The organism is Streptomyces sp. NPDC033178 (assembly GCF_055577685.1).
The window spans coordinates 37543-51951 of record NZ_JBVIPT010000009.1; the positions used below are offsets into that span (position 1 = coordinate 37543).

General features: G+C 71.0%; 13 protein-coding genes. 5 read left to right on the top strand and 8 right to left on the bottom strand.

Features of this window, described 5'->3' with window-relative positions:
* Nucleotides 1–11: 11 nt before the first annotated feature.
* The 4 genes from ACZ5VQ_RS22750 to argC are packed head-to-tail and all read right to left on the bottom strand — an operon-like array spanning nucleotide 12 to nucleotide 4364.
* Nucleotides 12–1214, bottom strand: a complete 1203-nt coding sequence (locus ACZ5VQ_RS22750) for an acetylornithine transaminase (RefSeq protein WP_469106464.1) — start codon at nucleotides 1212–1214, stop codon at nucleotides 12–14.
* Nucleotides 1211–2164: an acetylglutamate kinase gene (gene argB / locus ACZ5VQ_RS22755; protein ID WP_469106465.1), complete on the bottom strand. Its 954-nt coding sequence runs from the start codon at nucleotides 2162–2164 to the stop codon at nucleotides 1211–1213. The genes ACZ5VQ_RS22750 and argB overlap by 4 nt, the downstream gene beginning before the upstream one ends.
* On the bottom strand, nucleotides 2161–3339 hold the full coding sequence (gene argJ / locus ACZ5VQ_RS22760) for a bifunctional glutamate N-acetyltransferase/amino-acid acetyltransferase ArgJ (RefSeq protein ID WP_469106466.1): 1179 nt from the start codon (nucleotides 3337–3339) through the stop codon (nucleotides 2161–2163). The genes argB and argJ overlap by 4 nt, the downstream gene beginning before the upstream one ends.
* Nucleotides 3336–4364 carry an N-acetyl-gamma-glutamyl-phosphate reductase gene (argC, locus tag ACZ5VQ_RS22765; RefSeq protein WP_398897920.1) on the bottom strand — a complete coding sequence of 343 codons (1029 nt, stop codon included), beginning with the start codon at nucleotides 4362–4364 and terminating at the stop codon, nucleotides 3336–3338. The genes argJ and argC overlap by 4 nt, the downstream gene beginning before the upstream one ends.
* Nucleotides 4365–4491: 127 nt before the next feature.
* On the opposite strand from argC, the gene ACZ5VQ_RS22770 reads away from it, so the two are divergent.
* Complete coding sequence (locus ACZ5VQ_RS22770) at nucleotides 4492–5244, top strand: VOC family protein (RefSeq protein ID WP_469106467.1); 753 nt, start codon at nucleotides 4492–4494, stop codon at nucleotides 5242–5244.
* Nucleotides 5245–5389: 145 nt separating this feature from the next.
* A complete protein-coding gene (locus tag ACZ5VQ_RS22775; protein ID WP_469106677.1) occupies nucleotides 5390–6406 on the top strand; it encodes an outer membrane protein assembly factor BamB family protein in 1017 nt (338 codons plus the stop codon).
* A gap of 149 nt (nucleotides 6407–6555) precedes the next feature.
* Here ACZ5VQ_RS22775 and ACZ5VQ_RS22780 read toward each other — a convergent pair whose 3' ends face one another.
* Nucleotides 6556–9051 carry an alpha-L-arabinofuranosidase C-terminal domain-containing protein gene (locus tag ACZ5VQ_RS22780; protein WP_469106468.1) on the bottom strand — a complete coding sequence of 832 codons (2496 nt, stop codon included), beginning with the start codon at nucleotides 9049–9051 and terminating at the stop codon, nucleotides 6556–6558.
* Between the two features lie 147 nt (nucleotides 9052–9198).
* Between ACZ5VQ_RS22780 and ACZ5VQ_RS22785 the strand changes: the two genes are divergently transcribed.
* Nucleotides 9199–9708: a DUF6314 family protein gene (locus tag ACZ5VQ_RS22785; protein ID WP_469106469.1), complete on the top strand. Its 510-nt coding sequence runs from the start codon at nucleotides 9199–9201 to the stop codon at nucleotides 9706–9708.
* Here the strand turns inward: ACZ5VQ_RS22785 and ACZ5VQ_RS22790 are convergent.
* Together ACZ5VQ_RS22790 and ACZ5VQ_RS22795 are read right to left on the bottom strand one after the other, a co-directional pair.
* Entirely contained in the window at nucleotides 9705–10289 is a 585-nt protein-coding gene (locus ACZ5VQ_RS22790; protein WP_469106470.1) for a histidine phosphatase family protein, read from the bottom strand. The genes ACZ5VQ_RS22785 and ACZ5VQ_RS22790 overlap by 4 nt on opposite strands.
* Nucleotides 10290–10366: 77 nt before the next feature.
* The gene (locus ACZ5VQ_RS22795) at nucleotides 10367–11950 is read right to left on the bottom strand and encodes an aminotransferase-like domain-containing protein (protein ID WP_469106471.1); all 1584 of its coding nucleotides are present in this window, start codon (nucleotides 11948–11950) and stop codon (nucleotides 10367–10369) included.
* On the opposite strand from ACZ5VQ_RS22795, the gene ACZ5VQ_RS22800 reads away from it, so the two are divergent.
* Nucleotides 11844–12791 carry a DMT family transporter gene (locus tag ACZ5VQ_RS22800; protein ID WP_469106472.1) on the top strand — a complete coding sequence of 316 codons (948 nt, stop codon included), beginning with the start codon at nucleotides 11844–11846 and terminating at the stop codon, nucleotides 12789–12791. The two genes, ACZ5VQ_RS22795 and ACZ5VQ_RS22800, sit on opposite strands and share 107 nt — an antisense overlap.
* A 93-nt stretch (nucleotides 12792–12884) precedes the next feature.
* Nucleotides 12885–13082: a DUF1918 domain-containing protein gene (locus ACZ5VQ_RS22805; protein ID WP_143635548.1), complete on the top strand. Its 198-nt coding sequence runs from the start codon at nucleotides 12885–12887 to the stop codon at nucleotides 13080–13082.
* Here the strand turns inward: ACZ5VQ_RS22805 and ACZ5VQ_RS22810 are convergent.
* Nucleotides 13079–14374, bottom strand: coding sequence for a glycoside hydrolase family 10-like protein (locus tag ACZ5VQ_RS22810; protein WP_469106473.1), 1296 nt, complete (start codon nucleotides 14372–14374; stop codon nucleotides 13079–13081). The two genes, ACZ5VQ_RS22805 and ACZ5VQ_RS22810, sit on opposite strands and share 4 nt — an antisense overlap.
* Nucleotides 14375–14409 lie beyond the last annotated feature (35 nt).

The window sequence follows — 14409 nt, forward strand, 5'->3', positions numbered from 1 at the left end:
CGTCCCATTCCTCAGGATGCTCCGTCCCCGTCGGCGTCTCGGGCCTGGTCGAGGACGCCGGGCAGGGCCCGCAGGAACACGTCCACCTCGTCGTCGCTCACGTTCAGCGGCGGCATCAGCCGTACGACATCGGGGGCGGGCGCGTTCACCAGGAGACCGGCGTCCTGAGCCGTCTGCTGCGCCTGGGGCGCGAGCGGCTCGGTGAGCACGATACCCAGGAGGAGGCCCGCTCCCCGGACATGGTCGATCAGCGGGTGGCCGAGAGACTCGATTCCGTCCCGCAGCTTCTCGCTCGTCCGCTTCACGTTCTCCAGCAGCCCCTCCGCCTCGATCGTGTCGAGGACGGCGAGTCCGGCGGCGCAGGCGACCGGGTTACCACCGAAGGTCGTGCCGTGGTGGCCGGGCTTCAGCAGCTGCGCGGCCCGGCCGAAGGCGACGGTCGCACCGAGCGGAAGCCCGCCGCCGAGGCCCTTGGCGAGCGTGACGATGTCCGGCAGGACACCCTCGTGGGCCTGGTACTCGAACCAGTGCCCCGTCCGGCCGACGCCCGTCTGCACCTCGTCGAGGACGAGGAGCGTGCCGGTGGCGGCGGTGATGGCGCGGGCCGCCTTGAGGTAACCGGGCGGCGGCACGACCACACCGTTCTCGCCCTGGACCGGCTCGATGACGACCAGCGCGGTGTCCTCGGTGACGGCGGCGGCCAGCGCCTGCGGGTCCCCGTACGGCACGTGGGTGACGTCGCCCGGGAGCGGCAGGAACGGCTCCTGCTTGCCCGGCTGGCCGGTGAGCGCGAGCGCGCCCATGGTCCGGCCGTGGAAACCGCCCTGGGTGGCGACCATGTGCCCGCGGCCGGTGAGTCGGCCGATCTTGAAGGCACCCTCGTTGGCCTCGGCCCCCGAGTTGCAGAAGTAGACCCGGCCGTCCCGTCCGAAGAGCTGGAGCAGCCGTTCGGCGAGCGTGACGGGCGGCTCGGCGACGAAGAGGTTGGAGACATGGCCGAGGGAGGCGATCTGCCGGCTGACGGCCTCGACGATCGCCGGGTGGGCGTGGCCGAGCGCGTTGACCGCGATCCCGCCGACGAAGTCCAGGTACTCCTTGCCGTCGGCGTCCCACAGCTTGGTGCCCGCGCCGCGGACGAGGGGCAGCCGCGGGGTGCCGTAGTTGTCCATCAGCGCACCCTGCCATCGCTGGGTGAGCTGTTCGTTGGCGGTCATACGGCTTCCCCCTCATGCCTGTTCGGCTCATGACTGATCGGCTCAGGCCCGTGCGGCTCTTGCGCGTCCGGCACGACCATCGTGCCGATGCCCTCGTCGGTGAAGATCTCCAGCAGGATCGAGTGCTGGACCCGGCCGTCGATCACCCGGGCGGTGTTCACGCCGTTGCGGACGGCGTGCAGACAGCCCTCCATCTTCGGCACCATGCCGCTGGCCAGTTCGGGCAGCAGCTTCTCCAGCTCCCTCGCGGTGAGCCGGCTGATGACCTCGTCGGAGTTCGGCCAGTCCTCGTAGAGTCCCTCGACGTCCGTGAGGACCATCAGTGTTTCGGCGCCCAGCGCCGCAGCGAGTGCCGCAGCCGCCGTATCAGCATTGACGTTGTAGACATGTCCGTCGTCCTGGCTACGGGCGATCGACGAGACGACCGGGATCCGGCCGTCGGCGAGCAGTGCCTCGATCGCGCCCGTGTCGATCGCGGTGATCTCGCCCACCCGCCCGATGTCGACCAACTCCCCGTCGATCTCGGGCTGGTGCCTGGTGGCGGTGATGGTGTGCGCGTCCTCGCCGGTGAGTCCGACGGCGAGCGGTCCGTGCTGGTTGAGCAGTCCGACGAGCTCGCGCTGGACCTGTCCGGCCAGCACCATGCGTACGACGTCCATGGCGTCCTCGGTGGTGACCCTGAGGCCCGCCTTGAACTCGCTGACGATGCCGTGCCGGTCCAGGGCCGCGCTGATCTGCGGGCCGCCGCCGTGCACGACCACCGGCTTGAGCCCGGCCTGGCGCAGGAACACGACGTCCTGTGCGAACGCGGCCTTCAGGTCCTCGTCGATCATGGCGTTGCCGCCGAACTTGATGACGACGGTCCTGCCGTTGTGCCGCGTCAGCCAGGGCAGCGCCTCGATGAGGATCTGCGCCTTGGGCAGTGCGGTGTGCTTGCGGGTAGTGCTCATGACGAGTACGCGCTGTTCTCGTGGACGTAGTCGGCGGTCAGGTCGTTGGTCCAGATGGTGGCCGTGTCGGAGCCCGCGGCCAGGTCGGCGACGATGTGGACCTCGCGGTAGCGCATGTCGACCTTGTCGCGGTCCTCGCCGACACCGCCGTTCTTGCAGACCCAGACGCCGTTGATGGCGACGTTGAGCTGGTCGGGCTCGAAGGCGGCCTCGGTCGTGCCGATCGCGGACAACACCCGTCCCCAGTTGGGGTCTTCGCCGTGGATCGCGCACTTGAGGAGGTTGTTGCGGGCGATGGAGCGGCCCACCTCGACGGCGTCGTCTTCGCTCGCCGCGTTGATCACCTCGACCTTGATGTCCTTGCTGGCGCCCTCGGCGTCCCGGATGAGCTGCTGACCGAGGTCGTCACAGACCTTCCGTACCGCCTCGGCGAACTCCGCCTCGTCCGGGGTGACCTGGGAGGCCCCGGAGGCCAGCAGCAGCACGGTGTCGTTGGTCGACATGCAGCCGTCGGAGTCGACCCGGTCGAAGGTCGTACGGCTGGCGGCGCGCAGGGCCCTGTCCAGTACGTCACTCTCGAGGTCGGCGTCCGTGGTGAGGACGACCAGCATCGTGGCGAGACCGGGGGCGAGCATGCCCGCGCCCTTGGCCATGCCGCCGACGGTCCAGCCGTCCCCCGCGGCGACCGCGGTCTTGTGGACGGAGTCGGTGGTCTTGATGGCGATGGCGGCCTTCTCGCCGCCGTGCGGGCTGAGCTGGGCAACTGCCTTGTCCACGCCCGGCAGCAGCTTGTCCATCGGCAGAAGCAGCCCGATGAGGCCCGTGGAGCAGACGGCGATCATGCCTGCGGCGTGACCGCCCGTCTCGTCCAGCCCGGCGGTGTTGAGGGACTCGGCCACCTTCTCCGCGGTGGCATGGGTGTCCTGGAAACCCTTGGGGCCCGTACAGGCGTTGGCGCCACCCGAGTTGAGGACGACGGCGGTCAACTCGCCGTCCTTCAGGACCTGTTCCGACCAGAGCACCGGCGCGGCCTTCACGCGGTTGGAGGTGAAGACGCCCGCCGCGGCCAGTTTGGGCCCGGTGTTGACCACGAGGGCGAGGTCCGGGTTGCCGTTCTCCTTGATTCCGGCGGCGATGCCGGAGGCGGTGAACCCCTTGGCGGCGGTGACACTCACGGTGCGACTCCGATCGTGGAAAGGCCGGTGGCCTCGTCGAGCCCGAGGGCGATGTTCATGCTCTGGACGGCACCGCCCGCGGTTCCCTTGGTGAGGTTGTCGATGGCGCTGATCGCGATGATGCGGTGCGCGGCCGCGTCGAACGCGACCTGCACCTGAACGGCGTTGGAACCGTAGACGGACGCGGTCGCGGGCCACTGGCCCTCGGGCAGCAGGTGCACGAACGGTTCGTCGGCGTAGGCCTTCTCGTACGCGGCCCGCACGGACTCGGCGGTGACGCCCTCGCGAGCCTTGGCCGTGCACGTGGCGAGGATGCCGCGGGGCATCGGGGCGAGGGTCGGGGTGAACGAGACGGTGACGGGCTCGCCGGCGGCCGCGCCGAGGTTCTGGATCATCTCGGGGGTGTGCCGGTGGACGCCACCGACGCCGTACGGGGACATGGAGCCCATGACCTCGCTGCCCAGCAGATGCGCCTTGGGGGCCTTGCCCGCTCCGGAGGTCCCGGAGGCGGCGACGATCACGGCCTCGGGCTCGGCGAGACCGGCACCGTACGCCGGGAAGAGCGCCAGCGAGGCGGCCGTCGGGTAGCAACCGGGCACCGCGATGCGCTTGGACCCCTCCAGCGCAGCGCGGGCACCCGGCAGTTCGGGGAGGCCGTAGGGCCAGGTCCCGGCGTGCGCCGAGCCGTAGAACCGCTCCCAGTCGGCCGCGTCCTTCAGCCGGAAGTCGGCCCCCATGTCGACGACCAGTACATCCGGACCGAGTTTCTCGGCGACGGCGGCGGACTGGCCGTGGGGCAACGCGAGAAAGACGACATCGTGCCCCGCGAGGACCTCGGGTGTGGTCTCCTGAAGCACGCGGTCGGTCAGTGGCAGCAGATGCGGCTGCAGCGCACCGAGCCGCTGCCCCGCGTTGGAGTTTCCGGTCAGAGCGCCGATCTCGATCTCGGGGTGCGCCAGGAGCAGACGCAGCAGTTCCCCGCCCGCGTACCCACTCGCTCCGGCCACTGCCGCACGTACCGCCATGGAACCCTCCTCCTGGATGGCATGACTATACGTTTCGATGCACGTTTATGCAATCTCGGCGGTGTGGCGCGGGCCGGGTCCGGTAACTGCGGATGTCGTCGCGGAGCCGGTGCATAGGATCGCCGGTATGGCGCTGCGACCGGTCCAGGTGAACATCAAGGCTGTCGACGGCCCGGCGGTCGGCCGGTTCTGGGCGGAAGCGCTCGGCTGGAGGGTTTTCAGCCCCGGTGTGACCACCTACGTCGGACCCGACGGCGGACCCGACGGCGAACTCGTCTGGCCGCATCCGGTCGCCGTCTGCATCGACATCGTTCCGGTCCCGGAGCCCAAGACAGCGACGAAGAACCGTACGCACCTCGATCTCGCCACCACCTCTGCCGCCCATCAGGCGGAGTTGGTCGCGCGCCTGAAGGCTCTCGGTGCGACGCCCGTCGACGTGGGTCAGAAAGACGTGCCGTGGACGGTCCTCGCCGACCCCGAGGGCAACGAGTTCTGTGTGCTGGAGCCCCGGGAGATCTACCGGGACACCGGGCCGATCGCCGCGGTGGTGGTCGACTGCGCGGATCCGCGGGCCATGGCCCGGTTCTGGGGCGAGGCGACGGACTGGACCGTGCGCGAGGTGACCGACGATCACGCGTCGTTGCGCTCCGCCAACGGTGTCGGCCCGTATCTCGAATTCCTCCGCGAGTCCGGCGCGAAGACCGTGCCGGACCGCGTCCATCTCGACCTGCTGCCCCACCCCGGCGACGACAAGGCGGCGGAGGTGGCCCGGCTGCGGGCCCTCGGCGCCACCGACCTCGACCTCGGCCAGGGCGACGTCCCGTGGACGTGCCTGACTGACCCGGACGGCCACGAGTTCTGCGTCCTCGCACCTTCCTGACACGGCGCCTCGACGACACCCCGACACCTGAGCCCTGCGGGCGTCGCTGAACGTCTTCTTCTCCACCCGGCCCCTGTGAGGGATCATGCCCGTGGGCTCCGACCGGGCCCACGGGGCGGGGACGGGCGGAAACGGGGTGCGGTGGATGGTGTCACCGGAGTCGAGGGAGCGGTGGCGCTTCGCGCCCGGCCACGGAGGGATGTCGAGGCCGGCCGTGGCGGACGGCGTCGTGCACGTCAGCAGCGGGCCTGAGCTGTATGCCCTGGACGCGGCCACCGGGCAGCAGCGGTGGAGCTTCGCCACCGGTCATGATCGGATCAGACCCCTGGCGCCGGTGGTGGCCGACTCAGTGGTCCACTTCGGCAGCGACGACGCGAAGGGCGTCGTGTACGCGTTGGACGCACTCACCGGGCGGCAGCTCTGGAAGGCCGGTACCGGTGCGCCCGTGAGCTCACGTGCCGCCGTGGCCGACGGGGTGGTGTACATCGGCAACGGGAACGGTCTGCGGGCCCTCGACGCCACCACCGGGGAGCAGCGATGGGAGCTGACCGGCGGCGAGGTGCTCGGATGCCCGACCGTGGCCGACGGCGTGGTGTACGCGCACGTCGGCGGGGAGCGCGACAACAGGGGTCTCCATGCCGTGGACGCGGCCACCGGGGAGAGGCGCTGGCGGTTCACCACCGGCCGCGAGTGGAACGAGGGGTCGGCGCCGGCGGTGTCCGGGGGGACGGTCTTCCTGAGCAGCGGAAGCAGCCTCTACGCGGTGGACGCCCACGACGGGCGGCGGAAGTGGGAGTGGCGCACCGGCCACTATGTGACCGCCTCCCCCGCGGTCGCCGACGGCCTTGTGCACTGCGGCAGTTGGGACAACCATCACTACGCGGTGGATGCCGCCACCGGCGAGCCGCGATGGCGGTTCGCCGCCGACGGGGCGGTGGCGTCCTCGGCGGCGGTGGCCGACGGGCTGGTCCACTTCGGCTCCTGGGACCACCACCTGTACACCCTGGACGCGGCCACCGGCACGTTGCGCGGGAAGTTCCCAGCCGGTCACCGGGTGCGCTCGCCGACGGTCGTGGACGGCGTGGTCTACGTCGGCACCCTCAACGGCCACCTCCTCGCCCTGCGATCTCTGGCCACCGAGCCGGAGCGCGCCGGGAACTGAGCGCCTCCTGCCGAGGGAAGCGCCCGGTTCCGGCGACGCGGCGACTCCGGCGTCGGGGTGCGCCCCCGGTCACGGCCGAGGCGCCTGCCCGGGCGCACAGGACGTACAGGCGGCCCAGGCCCCGTCCGGAGCCCGGGCCGCCCGCCCGGTCATCCCTTCTTGATCCGCAGGAACGTCACCGAGTTCGCCGGGAAGGTGTACGTGAACCTGTCGGCCACCCCCGAGAACGTGGAGACGACCGGCGCGACAGCCGTGTCCGTCTCGGTGTTCACGGCGTCGGGCGCGGCTTCCAGCGTGGTCACCGCGGCCTTCGAGCGGACCTTCGCGCCGCCGAGGTCGATCGCCGTACGGGCGTCCGCCGCCTGGGCGTTGACCACCTTGACGATCAGGTCACCGGTCTTCTTGTCCTTGGTGACCACCTGCCGGAAGGGCTCGGCCGGCTTGTCGTCGGTGAAGCTGCCCCACTCCTGACCGTCGAGGAGAAGGGTCACCTGCCGGCCGCGCACCTTGATGTCGATGTCGTAGGCGCGGCCCGTCTCGATGGACCCGGCCTTGGAGACGAGCGTCGACTTGCCGCCGTCCACGGCCTGTTCGACGGCGGACTGGGTGTTGTTCCAGCCGCCCAGGTTCCACCAGTAGTAGTTGCCGGTGTCCTTGACGCCGAAGGCGACGAGGAAGCCCTCCTTGCCGGACTTCTTGGTGGCCTTCACATGCAGGTCGTAATCGTGCCAGGCCGGGTCGCCGGCGGAGACCATGGTGTTCTCGGCCGCCACGTCGCTCTGCACGTACTGCCCGTCCTGGACGCTCCAGCTGCCGCCGCCCGTGTGGGTCCACCTGGAGGCGTCACCGGAGAAGTCGTCACTGAGCAGCGCGGTACCGTCCGCGCCGGTCACCCGCACATCGTCGTACGCGGCTGTCGTCGCCCACGTCGACAGGCCGACCGCGCCCGTGATGGGCCCGTTCAGCGAGGGTGTGCCGGTCGCGGTCGAGGGCACGACCCGGTCGCCGACGTTGCGCATGAAGAGCTTCTGTACCTCGTAGTTGGCGGAGTTCCAGGACGCGTGGTTGTTGAACCAGATCAGGTCGGGCCGCCACTGCACGTAGTCCTCGTTGGCGAGCAGCGGGGCGTACGAGGCGAGCTTCACGATGTCCGCGTTGCGCTCCAGGCCGGTCATGAACGCGGCTTCGGAGAGGGCGTTCTTGAAGGTGTTGCCCTGCGAGGCGTACTCACCGAGGAAGACCTTGGGCCCGTTCCTGTCGTACGAGTCGTAGCGGTCGTTGTTCTGGAGGAACCAGGCCGGGCTGTTGTAGTAGTGCTCGTCGACCATGTCGACGTTCGCTTCCCGGTTGAGCTTCCAGGCCGTGTCGAACGTCGAACCGCTGTCGTCCGGGCCGGAGTTGGAGACGACGGTGATGTCCGGGTACTTCGCCTCGATGGCCGCGCGGAACTTCTTGAAGCGCTCGAAGTACTCGTTCGGCAGGTTCTCCTCGTTGCCGACCGCGAGGTGCGTGAGGTGGAAGGGTTTCGGGTGGCCCGCCTTCGCCCGCTTCCTGCCCCACTCGCTGGTCACGGGACCGTTGGCGTACTCGATGAGGTCCAGGGTGTCCTGGATGTGCCGTTTGAGGAGCGCGTCGTCGTCGACGGCCCTGTTCTGGCCGCAGCCGGTGACGAGCGCGGGCACGACGGGCAGCGGCATGGCGCCGATGTCCTCGGAGAACTGGAAGTACTCGTGGTAGCCGAGCCCGTAACTCTGGTTGTAGCCCCAGAAGTTGGTGTTCGTCGGTCGCTGCTCGACGGGTCCGACGGTGTCCTTCCACTGGTACGACCGCTTGCGCTCCCAGTTGGAGGCCTCGCTGTAGTCCTGCATGGAGCCCGTGTTGACCAGGCAGCCGCCCGGGAAGCGGACGAACGCGGGGTCCAGGGCGGCGATCTTCTGGGCGAGGTCCTTGCGCAGACCATGGCCCTTGTACGTGTCACGCGGGATCAGCGAGATCATGTCGAGTGCGACCGGGCTGCCGGTGCCCACCGTGAGCCGACCGGTGGCGCTGGTACGGGTGGCGGTGAAGTGTGCCGTGTACTTGGCCCAGCCGCCGCGGGCGGTCACGCGCCGGGCCCCGGCGAGTTCGCCGTCGGCGTCCTGGAGGGTGACCGTGAGCGCCGATCCGCCCTCCGCGCGGGCCCACACGGAGAAGTCGTAGACCTTGCCCTTCTCGACTGAAATCCCTGTGTTGTAGCCGGAGTTGGTGACGGACGAGCCGCCGTCCAGGGCGAGGTACGTGCGGTTACGGGAGTTCAGTCGGCCGTCGTCGTCCGCGGTCTTCGCGGTGCCGGTGGTCGCCCAGGAGGTGAGCGGCGTGTACGAGCCGTTGTCTGCCTTCGAGTACTCGAAGGACCGGTTCTGCACGAGCTCCGCGTACAGACCGCCGTCCGCGGCCCGGTTGATGTCCTCGAAGAAGACCCCGTACATCGTGTCGTCGATCTTCGCGCCCGCGGTCCTCGGGTCGACGGTGATCGCGTAGTCGGTGGTGCCCTCGGCGGTGACGTCCTCGGCGGCGGCGTCCACCGGGGCCGGGACGAGGAAGGACGCGGCCAGCAGTGCGGTGGCCGTGAGGGAGAGTCTCCAGCGGTTGCGGGTGCGTGACATGGATCCTCCGCGGCTCTAGAGGGGGTCGGCAAGCGAGATCAATATGTTCGGGATATCGAACACTGATCAATACTTCGAACGGCAAGATAGGTAGAGGGCAGGAGCACGTCAATGGGTTGCACAGGAGAGGCCGGGGAGGCGGAGGGGATGTCCGAATACTGGCCGGTGACCGATGTGTTGGCGTATCTGACGGGCAGCTGGCGCGTGGAGCGTTCGGTGCGGGATCTCGCGAGCGGGGCCCAGGGCTCGTTCAGCGGGACGACGGTGTTCGAGCCGCTCGACGACGAGAAGGGGCTGCTCCACCACGAGTCCGGCACCTTCGTGTGGCAGGACGTGGCCCGCCCCGCCGAGCGCACCCTGCGGTTCCTGGCGGACGGCGACGGAGCCGGCCGGGCCGACGTACGGTTCGCCGACGGCCGCCCCTTCCACGACCTGGACCTGACCTCCGGGCACCACGTCACCGACCATCCGTGCGCGGCGGACCTCTACCGCGGCGAGTTCACCGTGCGCGACGCGGACCGCTGGCGGACGGTGTGGCGGGTGGGCGGCCCCGCCAAGGACCTGCTACTCACGACGGACTACACGCGGGACACGGGGCGGGAGCCCGAGCACGCCCCCGAGCCGAAAGCCTCCCAGCGGGATCCCGAGCAGCGCTAAAGGCGTTCGGACTGGGCCTCGAAGCGGAGGTTCCAGCGCCCGGCCCGACCTGTGAGCGTGACCGTCGACAAGGGGCGGACGTCGAGGTTCCAGTACGCCGACGGGTGCGCCTTCAGGGCGTAGACGAGCGCGGCCCGTACGACGGCGGGCTCGGCCACGCCGACGATGCGGCCCCCGTCGTCGGCCGGGCGGGTGTCGAGCCAGCCGCCCACCCGCTGGATGAACTCCACCAGCGACTCCCCGCCGTGCGCCGCGGAGTACGGGTCGGCGAGCCAGGCGTCCACGGCCTCGGGTTCGCGGGCCATCGCCTCGCCGAGTGTGAGCCCGCGCCAGCGCCCCATGTCGCAGTCCCGCAGGGCCGGCTGGGCCAGCGGCGCGAGACCCAGCGCCTCACCGGTGGCCCGGCTGCGCGGCGTCGGTGAGCAGTACCGCAGCTCGGCCGCCGCCAACGACACCAGCATGTGCGCGACGCGCTGCACCTCGCCCCAGCCCGCCTGGTCCAGCGGCCGGTCGTCGTCGAAGCGCTCGGCGAGCAGCGAGGAACTGCGGGCGGCGGCGACCAGCGTGACCCGAACATGCATGCGGCGATCGTGGAGGGCGGGACTCCGCAGGTCAAGAGGTGATCCGCAGCACTCACGGAATGCTCACGGACGGTGGATCACCGGAGACCCGGTGCCATCGGATCGCCGGGCGCGCCTTGGGCCCGGAGCACCTCGTCACAGGCCGTCCGCAGTCTCCGTACGCCCTCCGCGATCTCCGCCGTCCCGGCGACCGCGGCGAAGCTCAACCGGAGGTGTGCGGCCGGGGGTTCGGCGCTGAAGTAGGGGCGGCCCGCGGTGACGGCGACGCCCGAGCGGAGCGCGGCGGTGAACAGGGCCTGTTCGTCCGTGCCGTCGGGGAGGCGCAGCCACAGGTGGTAGCCGCCGGACGGGATGTGGGGCAGGGCGAGTTCGGGGAGGTTCAGCCGGAGCGCGGCGGTCATCGTGTCGCGGCGGTTCCTCAGCTCGGTCGCGACGGCACGCAGGTGCCGCGGCCAGGCGGGCGAGCCGACGAGTTCCAGGGCCGCCTCCTGGAGCGGGCGCGGCACGAAGAAGGTGTCGACGACCTGGATCGCCCGCAGCCGTTCCAGTACGGGCCCGCGGGCGGCCAGCGCGCTCACCCGGAAGCTCGGTGAGGTCGCCTTGGTGAGGGAGCAGACGTGCACGACGACCCCGTCCGGGTCGTCCGAGGCCAGCGGACGCGGCAGCGGCCCCGCGTCCTCGTGCACGAGTCGGCGTACGAAGTCGTCCTCGACGACGAACGCGCCCGCGTCGCGTGCGATCCGCAGGACCTCGCCGCGCCGCTCGGGGGCGAGCACCGCGCCGGTCGGGTTCTGGAAGAGCGGTTGGCAGACGAAGACGCGGGCCCCGGTCGCCCTCAGGGCGTCGGCGAGCAGCGCCGGTTTCACACCGTCCCGGTCCACGGGCACCGGCACGGGCCGGAGGCCGGCGGCGCGGGCGATCGCCAGCATGCCGGGGTAGGTGGGCGACTCGACGAGGACCGGGGCGCCGGGCGGGGCGAGTGCGCGCAGCGCGGTGGTCAGCCCGGACTGGCCGCCCGCCGTGATGAGCACCTCGGCGGCGGTGACGGCACCGCCGATGCCCCGCGCGAACCACTCGCGCAACTCCGGCAGCCCGTCCACGGGCGGACGCCCCCAGGCACCGGGGCGGCGGCCGGCCCGGGACAGGGCAGCGGCCATCGCCCGCTCGGGCTGGAGCGAGGGGTGCAGATAACCGCCGTTGAACTCGACGACTCCCGGCGGCGGGGCGGCGAGCGTGGCGACCACCGCGGAGGCGTCGACCGTGCGCGGTACGAGTTCGGCGGCGGAGTCCGCGCTCAGGGCGACCTCCTGCCAGGAGGTGTCCCCGACGGCCGGCCCGGCATCGCGCGGCGCGGCCCGGAACGCCCCCGCTCCGGGCCGTGTGACCACCAGCCCCTCGGCGGCCAGTTGGGCCAGCGCCCGGGACACGGTCACGGGACTCACCCGGAACCGCTCGACGAGGGCCCGACTGGATGGCAGCTTTCCACCTGGAGAGTAGCGGTTCAGCTCGCTCTTCAGCTGATTCGCCAGATCACCGACACTGCTACGCTCTTGCATGAGAGCACAGGATAGCGCTACTGCGCAGACCGCGATAGCGGTGCCCGTCGCCCCCGGATCCGGCCGGCCCGCCACGGGCCGGGGCTCCGCCGCGAGGGCAGGCACCCTCCAGGCCGCCCTCGGCGTCACGGCGTTCTCCCTCACCTTCCCGGCCACCGCCTGGGGCCTTGAGGGGTTCGGCCCCTGGTCGCTCGTCGCCGTACGGACCGTCCTGGCGGCCGTCATCGCGGGCGGCTGCCTGCTCGCCCTGCGGATACCGCTCCCCGGCCGCCCTCACTGGGCGGGCCTCGCCGTCGTCGCCGCCGGAGTCGTGCTCGGCTTCCCGCTGCTGACGACCCTCGCCCTGCAGACGTCGACCACCGCGCACGCCGCGGTCGTCGTCGGGCTGCTCCCTCTCACGACGGCCCTGTTCTCGGCGCTGCGCGTCGGCACCCGCCCCTCGCGCACCTTCTGGATCGCGGCGTCCGCGGGCGCGGCCGTGGTGATCGCGTTCACCGTGCAGCAGAGCGGCGGCGCACTGACCGGCGCGGACGCCTATCTCTTCGGGGCCCTGCTGGTCTGCGCCGCTGGATACACGGAGGGCGGACGGCTGGCCCGCGTGATGCCGGGCTGGCAGGTCATCGGCTGGGCGCTCGTCCTGTGCCTGCCGGTGACGGTGCCCGTGGCCGCGATCGCGCTGTCGTACGAGCCCGTCCAGCTGACCGCGCACAGCGTGACCGGGCTGCTCTGGGTCGCGGCCGGCTCCCAGTTCGTCGGTCTGGTCGTCTGGTACCGCGGCATGGCGGCGATCGGCATCCCCAAGGCCAGCCAGTTGCAGTTGGCCCAGCCGCTGCTCACACTGGTGTGGTCGGTGCTGCTCCTTGGCGAGCATCTGACACCGGCCGCACCGCTGACGGCCGCGGCCGTGCTCGTCTGCATCGCCGTCACCCAACGGGCCCGGGGTTGACCGGCCCGCACGAGCCGGTACCAACCCGTGTCACCCGCCGTAGACTTACGGCCACCAACCGCTACTCCCGTGCGGAACGAGGAGGCCCTACAGATGCAAGCAACCGTAGGCGACCATCTGCTGGTGCACGGCAGGATCGTCGGGCAGCACGACAAGGTCGCGGAAGTCATCGAGGTACTCGGACAGAAGGGCAGCCCCCCTTACCGGGTCCGCTTCGAGGACGGCCACGAGACCCTGATGTCACCCGGCCCCGACTGCGTGGTCCAGCACCACAAGGACACGGCCCACTAGGCCCTGCGCGCGGGCTTCGCCGGCTGCTCGTAGTGGTCGGCGACCACGCGTGCCATGGCTCCGATGCTGTCGGCCGCCACTTCCCTGGCGGAGAAGAAGACGTGCCCGCGTACCTCCGGATGGTTCCGCGCGAGGGTGAGGTGCCGGGACAGTTCAGCCACGTCCTGCCAGGCCGCGGGCTGCGCGGGGTCACCGGCCTTGTAGAGCGCCTCACCGACGTACAGCTTCGTGCTGCTGCCGCGCGCGGCCTCGGCCCACCAGGGGACCAGCTTCGCGTAGTCCGCGGCGGCGAAGCCGATGTTCCAGTAGAGCTGCGGGACGATGTAGTCGATCCAGCCCTGCCTGACCCACTTCCTGGTGTCCGCGTGCAGATCGTCGTACGTCTGCACGCCGGCCCGGGTGTCCGAGCCCCGCGAGTCGGTCGTGGCGTTGCGCCACACCCCGAACGGGCTGATCCCGAACCTCGTGCCCGGCCTGACCTTCTTGATCCGGGCGGCCGTCTCCAGCACCAGCTGGTCGATGTTGTTCCGCCGCCAGGCAGCCCGGTCGGCGAAGTCGTCGCCGTACGCGGCATACGCGTCGTCGTCGTCGAAGACCTGGCCCGCGACCGGATACGGGTAGAAGTAGTCGTCCCAGTGCACGGCGTCCACGGCGTACTTCTCCACCGCGTCGAGCATCGCGTCCTGGACGAACGTGCGGACCTCGGGCAGCCCCGGGTTGTAGTAGAGCTTGCCGCCGTACGGCACGACCCAGTCGGGGTGCTTGCGCGCGGGGTGCGAGGCGACGAGCTTCGTCGGGTCGGTGTGGTTGGCGATCCGGTACGGGTTGAACCAGGCGTGCAGTTCCAGGCCGCGCGCGTGGGCCTCCTTCACCGCGGTGCCGAGCGGATCCCAGCCGGGGGCCTTGCCCTGGACGCCGGTGAGGCACTGCGCCCAGGGCTCGTACGGCGAGGGCCACAACGCGTCGGCCGTGGGCCGCACCTGGAAGATCACCGCGTTCAGCCTGCGCGCCACCGCCTGGTCGAGGTGCCCGAGCAGCTCGGCGCGCTGCTGGGCCGCGGTCAGCCCGGGCTTCGAGGGCCAGTCACGGTTCGCGACGGTCGCCACCCACATGCCGCGCAGCTCGCCTGCCGGAGCGCGGCGCCTGCGGGGCCGGGAGTCGTCGCCCCCGGAGCCGCCACCGGACCCGTCACCCCCGGAGACCTCCGCCGCCACCGCCAGTCCCGCCGTCACGAGTCCCGACAGCCCGACCGCCGCGGCCGCCGCGAATCCCCGACGTGACATACGCCCCATGCCGCACGCTCCAAACACTCCGGGTCCGCCTGGTC

Bases quoted from the DNA above. Each gene is read 5' to 3' on its own strand.
- ACZ5VQ_RS22750 (WP_469106464.1), bottom strand. From the start codon at position 1,214: ATGACCGCCAACGAACAGCTCACCCAGCGATGGCAGGGTGCGCTGATG.
- argB (WP_469106465.1), bottom strand. From the start codon at position 2,164: ATGAGCACTACCCGCAAGCACACCGCACTGCCCAAGGCGCAGATCCTC.
- argC (WP_398897920.1), bottom strand. From the start codon at position 4,364: ATGGCGGTACGTGCGGCAGTGGCCGGAGCGAGTGGGTACGCGGGCGGG.
- ACZ5VQ_RS22770 (WP_469106467.1), top strand. From the start codon at position 4,492: ATGGCGCTGCGACCGGTCCAGGTGAACATCAAGGCTGTCGACGGCCCG.
- ACZ5VQ_RS22775 (WP_469106677.1), top strand. From the start codon at position 5,390: ATGGTGTCACCGGAGTCGAGGGAGCGGTGGCGCTTCGCGCCCGGCCAC.
- ACZ5VQ_RS22780 (WP_469106468.1), bottom strand. From the start codon at position 9,051: ATGTCACGCACCCGCAACCGCTGGAGACTCTCCCTCACGGCCACCGCA.
- ACZ5VQ_RS22785 (WP_469106469.1), top strand. From the start codon at position 9,199: ATGTCCGAATACTGGCCGGTGACCGATGTGTTGGCGTATCTGACGGGC.
- ACZ5VQ_RS22790 (WP_469106470.1), bottom strand. From the start codon at position 10,289: ATGCATGTTCGGGTCACGCTGGTCGCCGCCGCCCGCAGTTCCTCGCTG.
- ACZ5VQ_RS22800 (WP_469106472.1), top strand. From the start codon at position 11,844: ATGAGAGCACAGGATAGCGCTACTGCGCAGACCGCGATAGCGGTGCCC.
- ACZ5VQ_RS22805 (WP_143635548.1), top strand. From the start codon at position 12,885: ATGCAAGCAACCGTAGGCGACCATCTGCTGGTGCACGGCAGGATCGTC.
- ACZ5VQ_RS22810 (WP_469106473.1), bottom strand. From the start codon at position 14,374: ATGGGGCGTATGTCACGTCGGGGATTCGCGGCGGCCGCGGCGGTCGGG.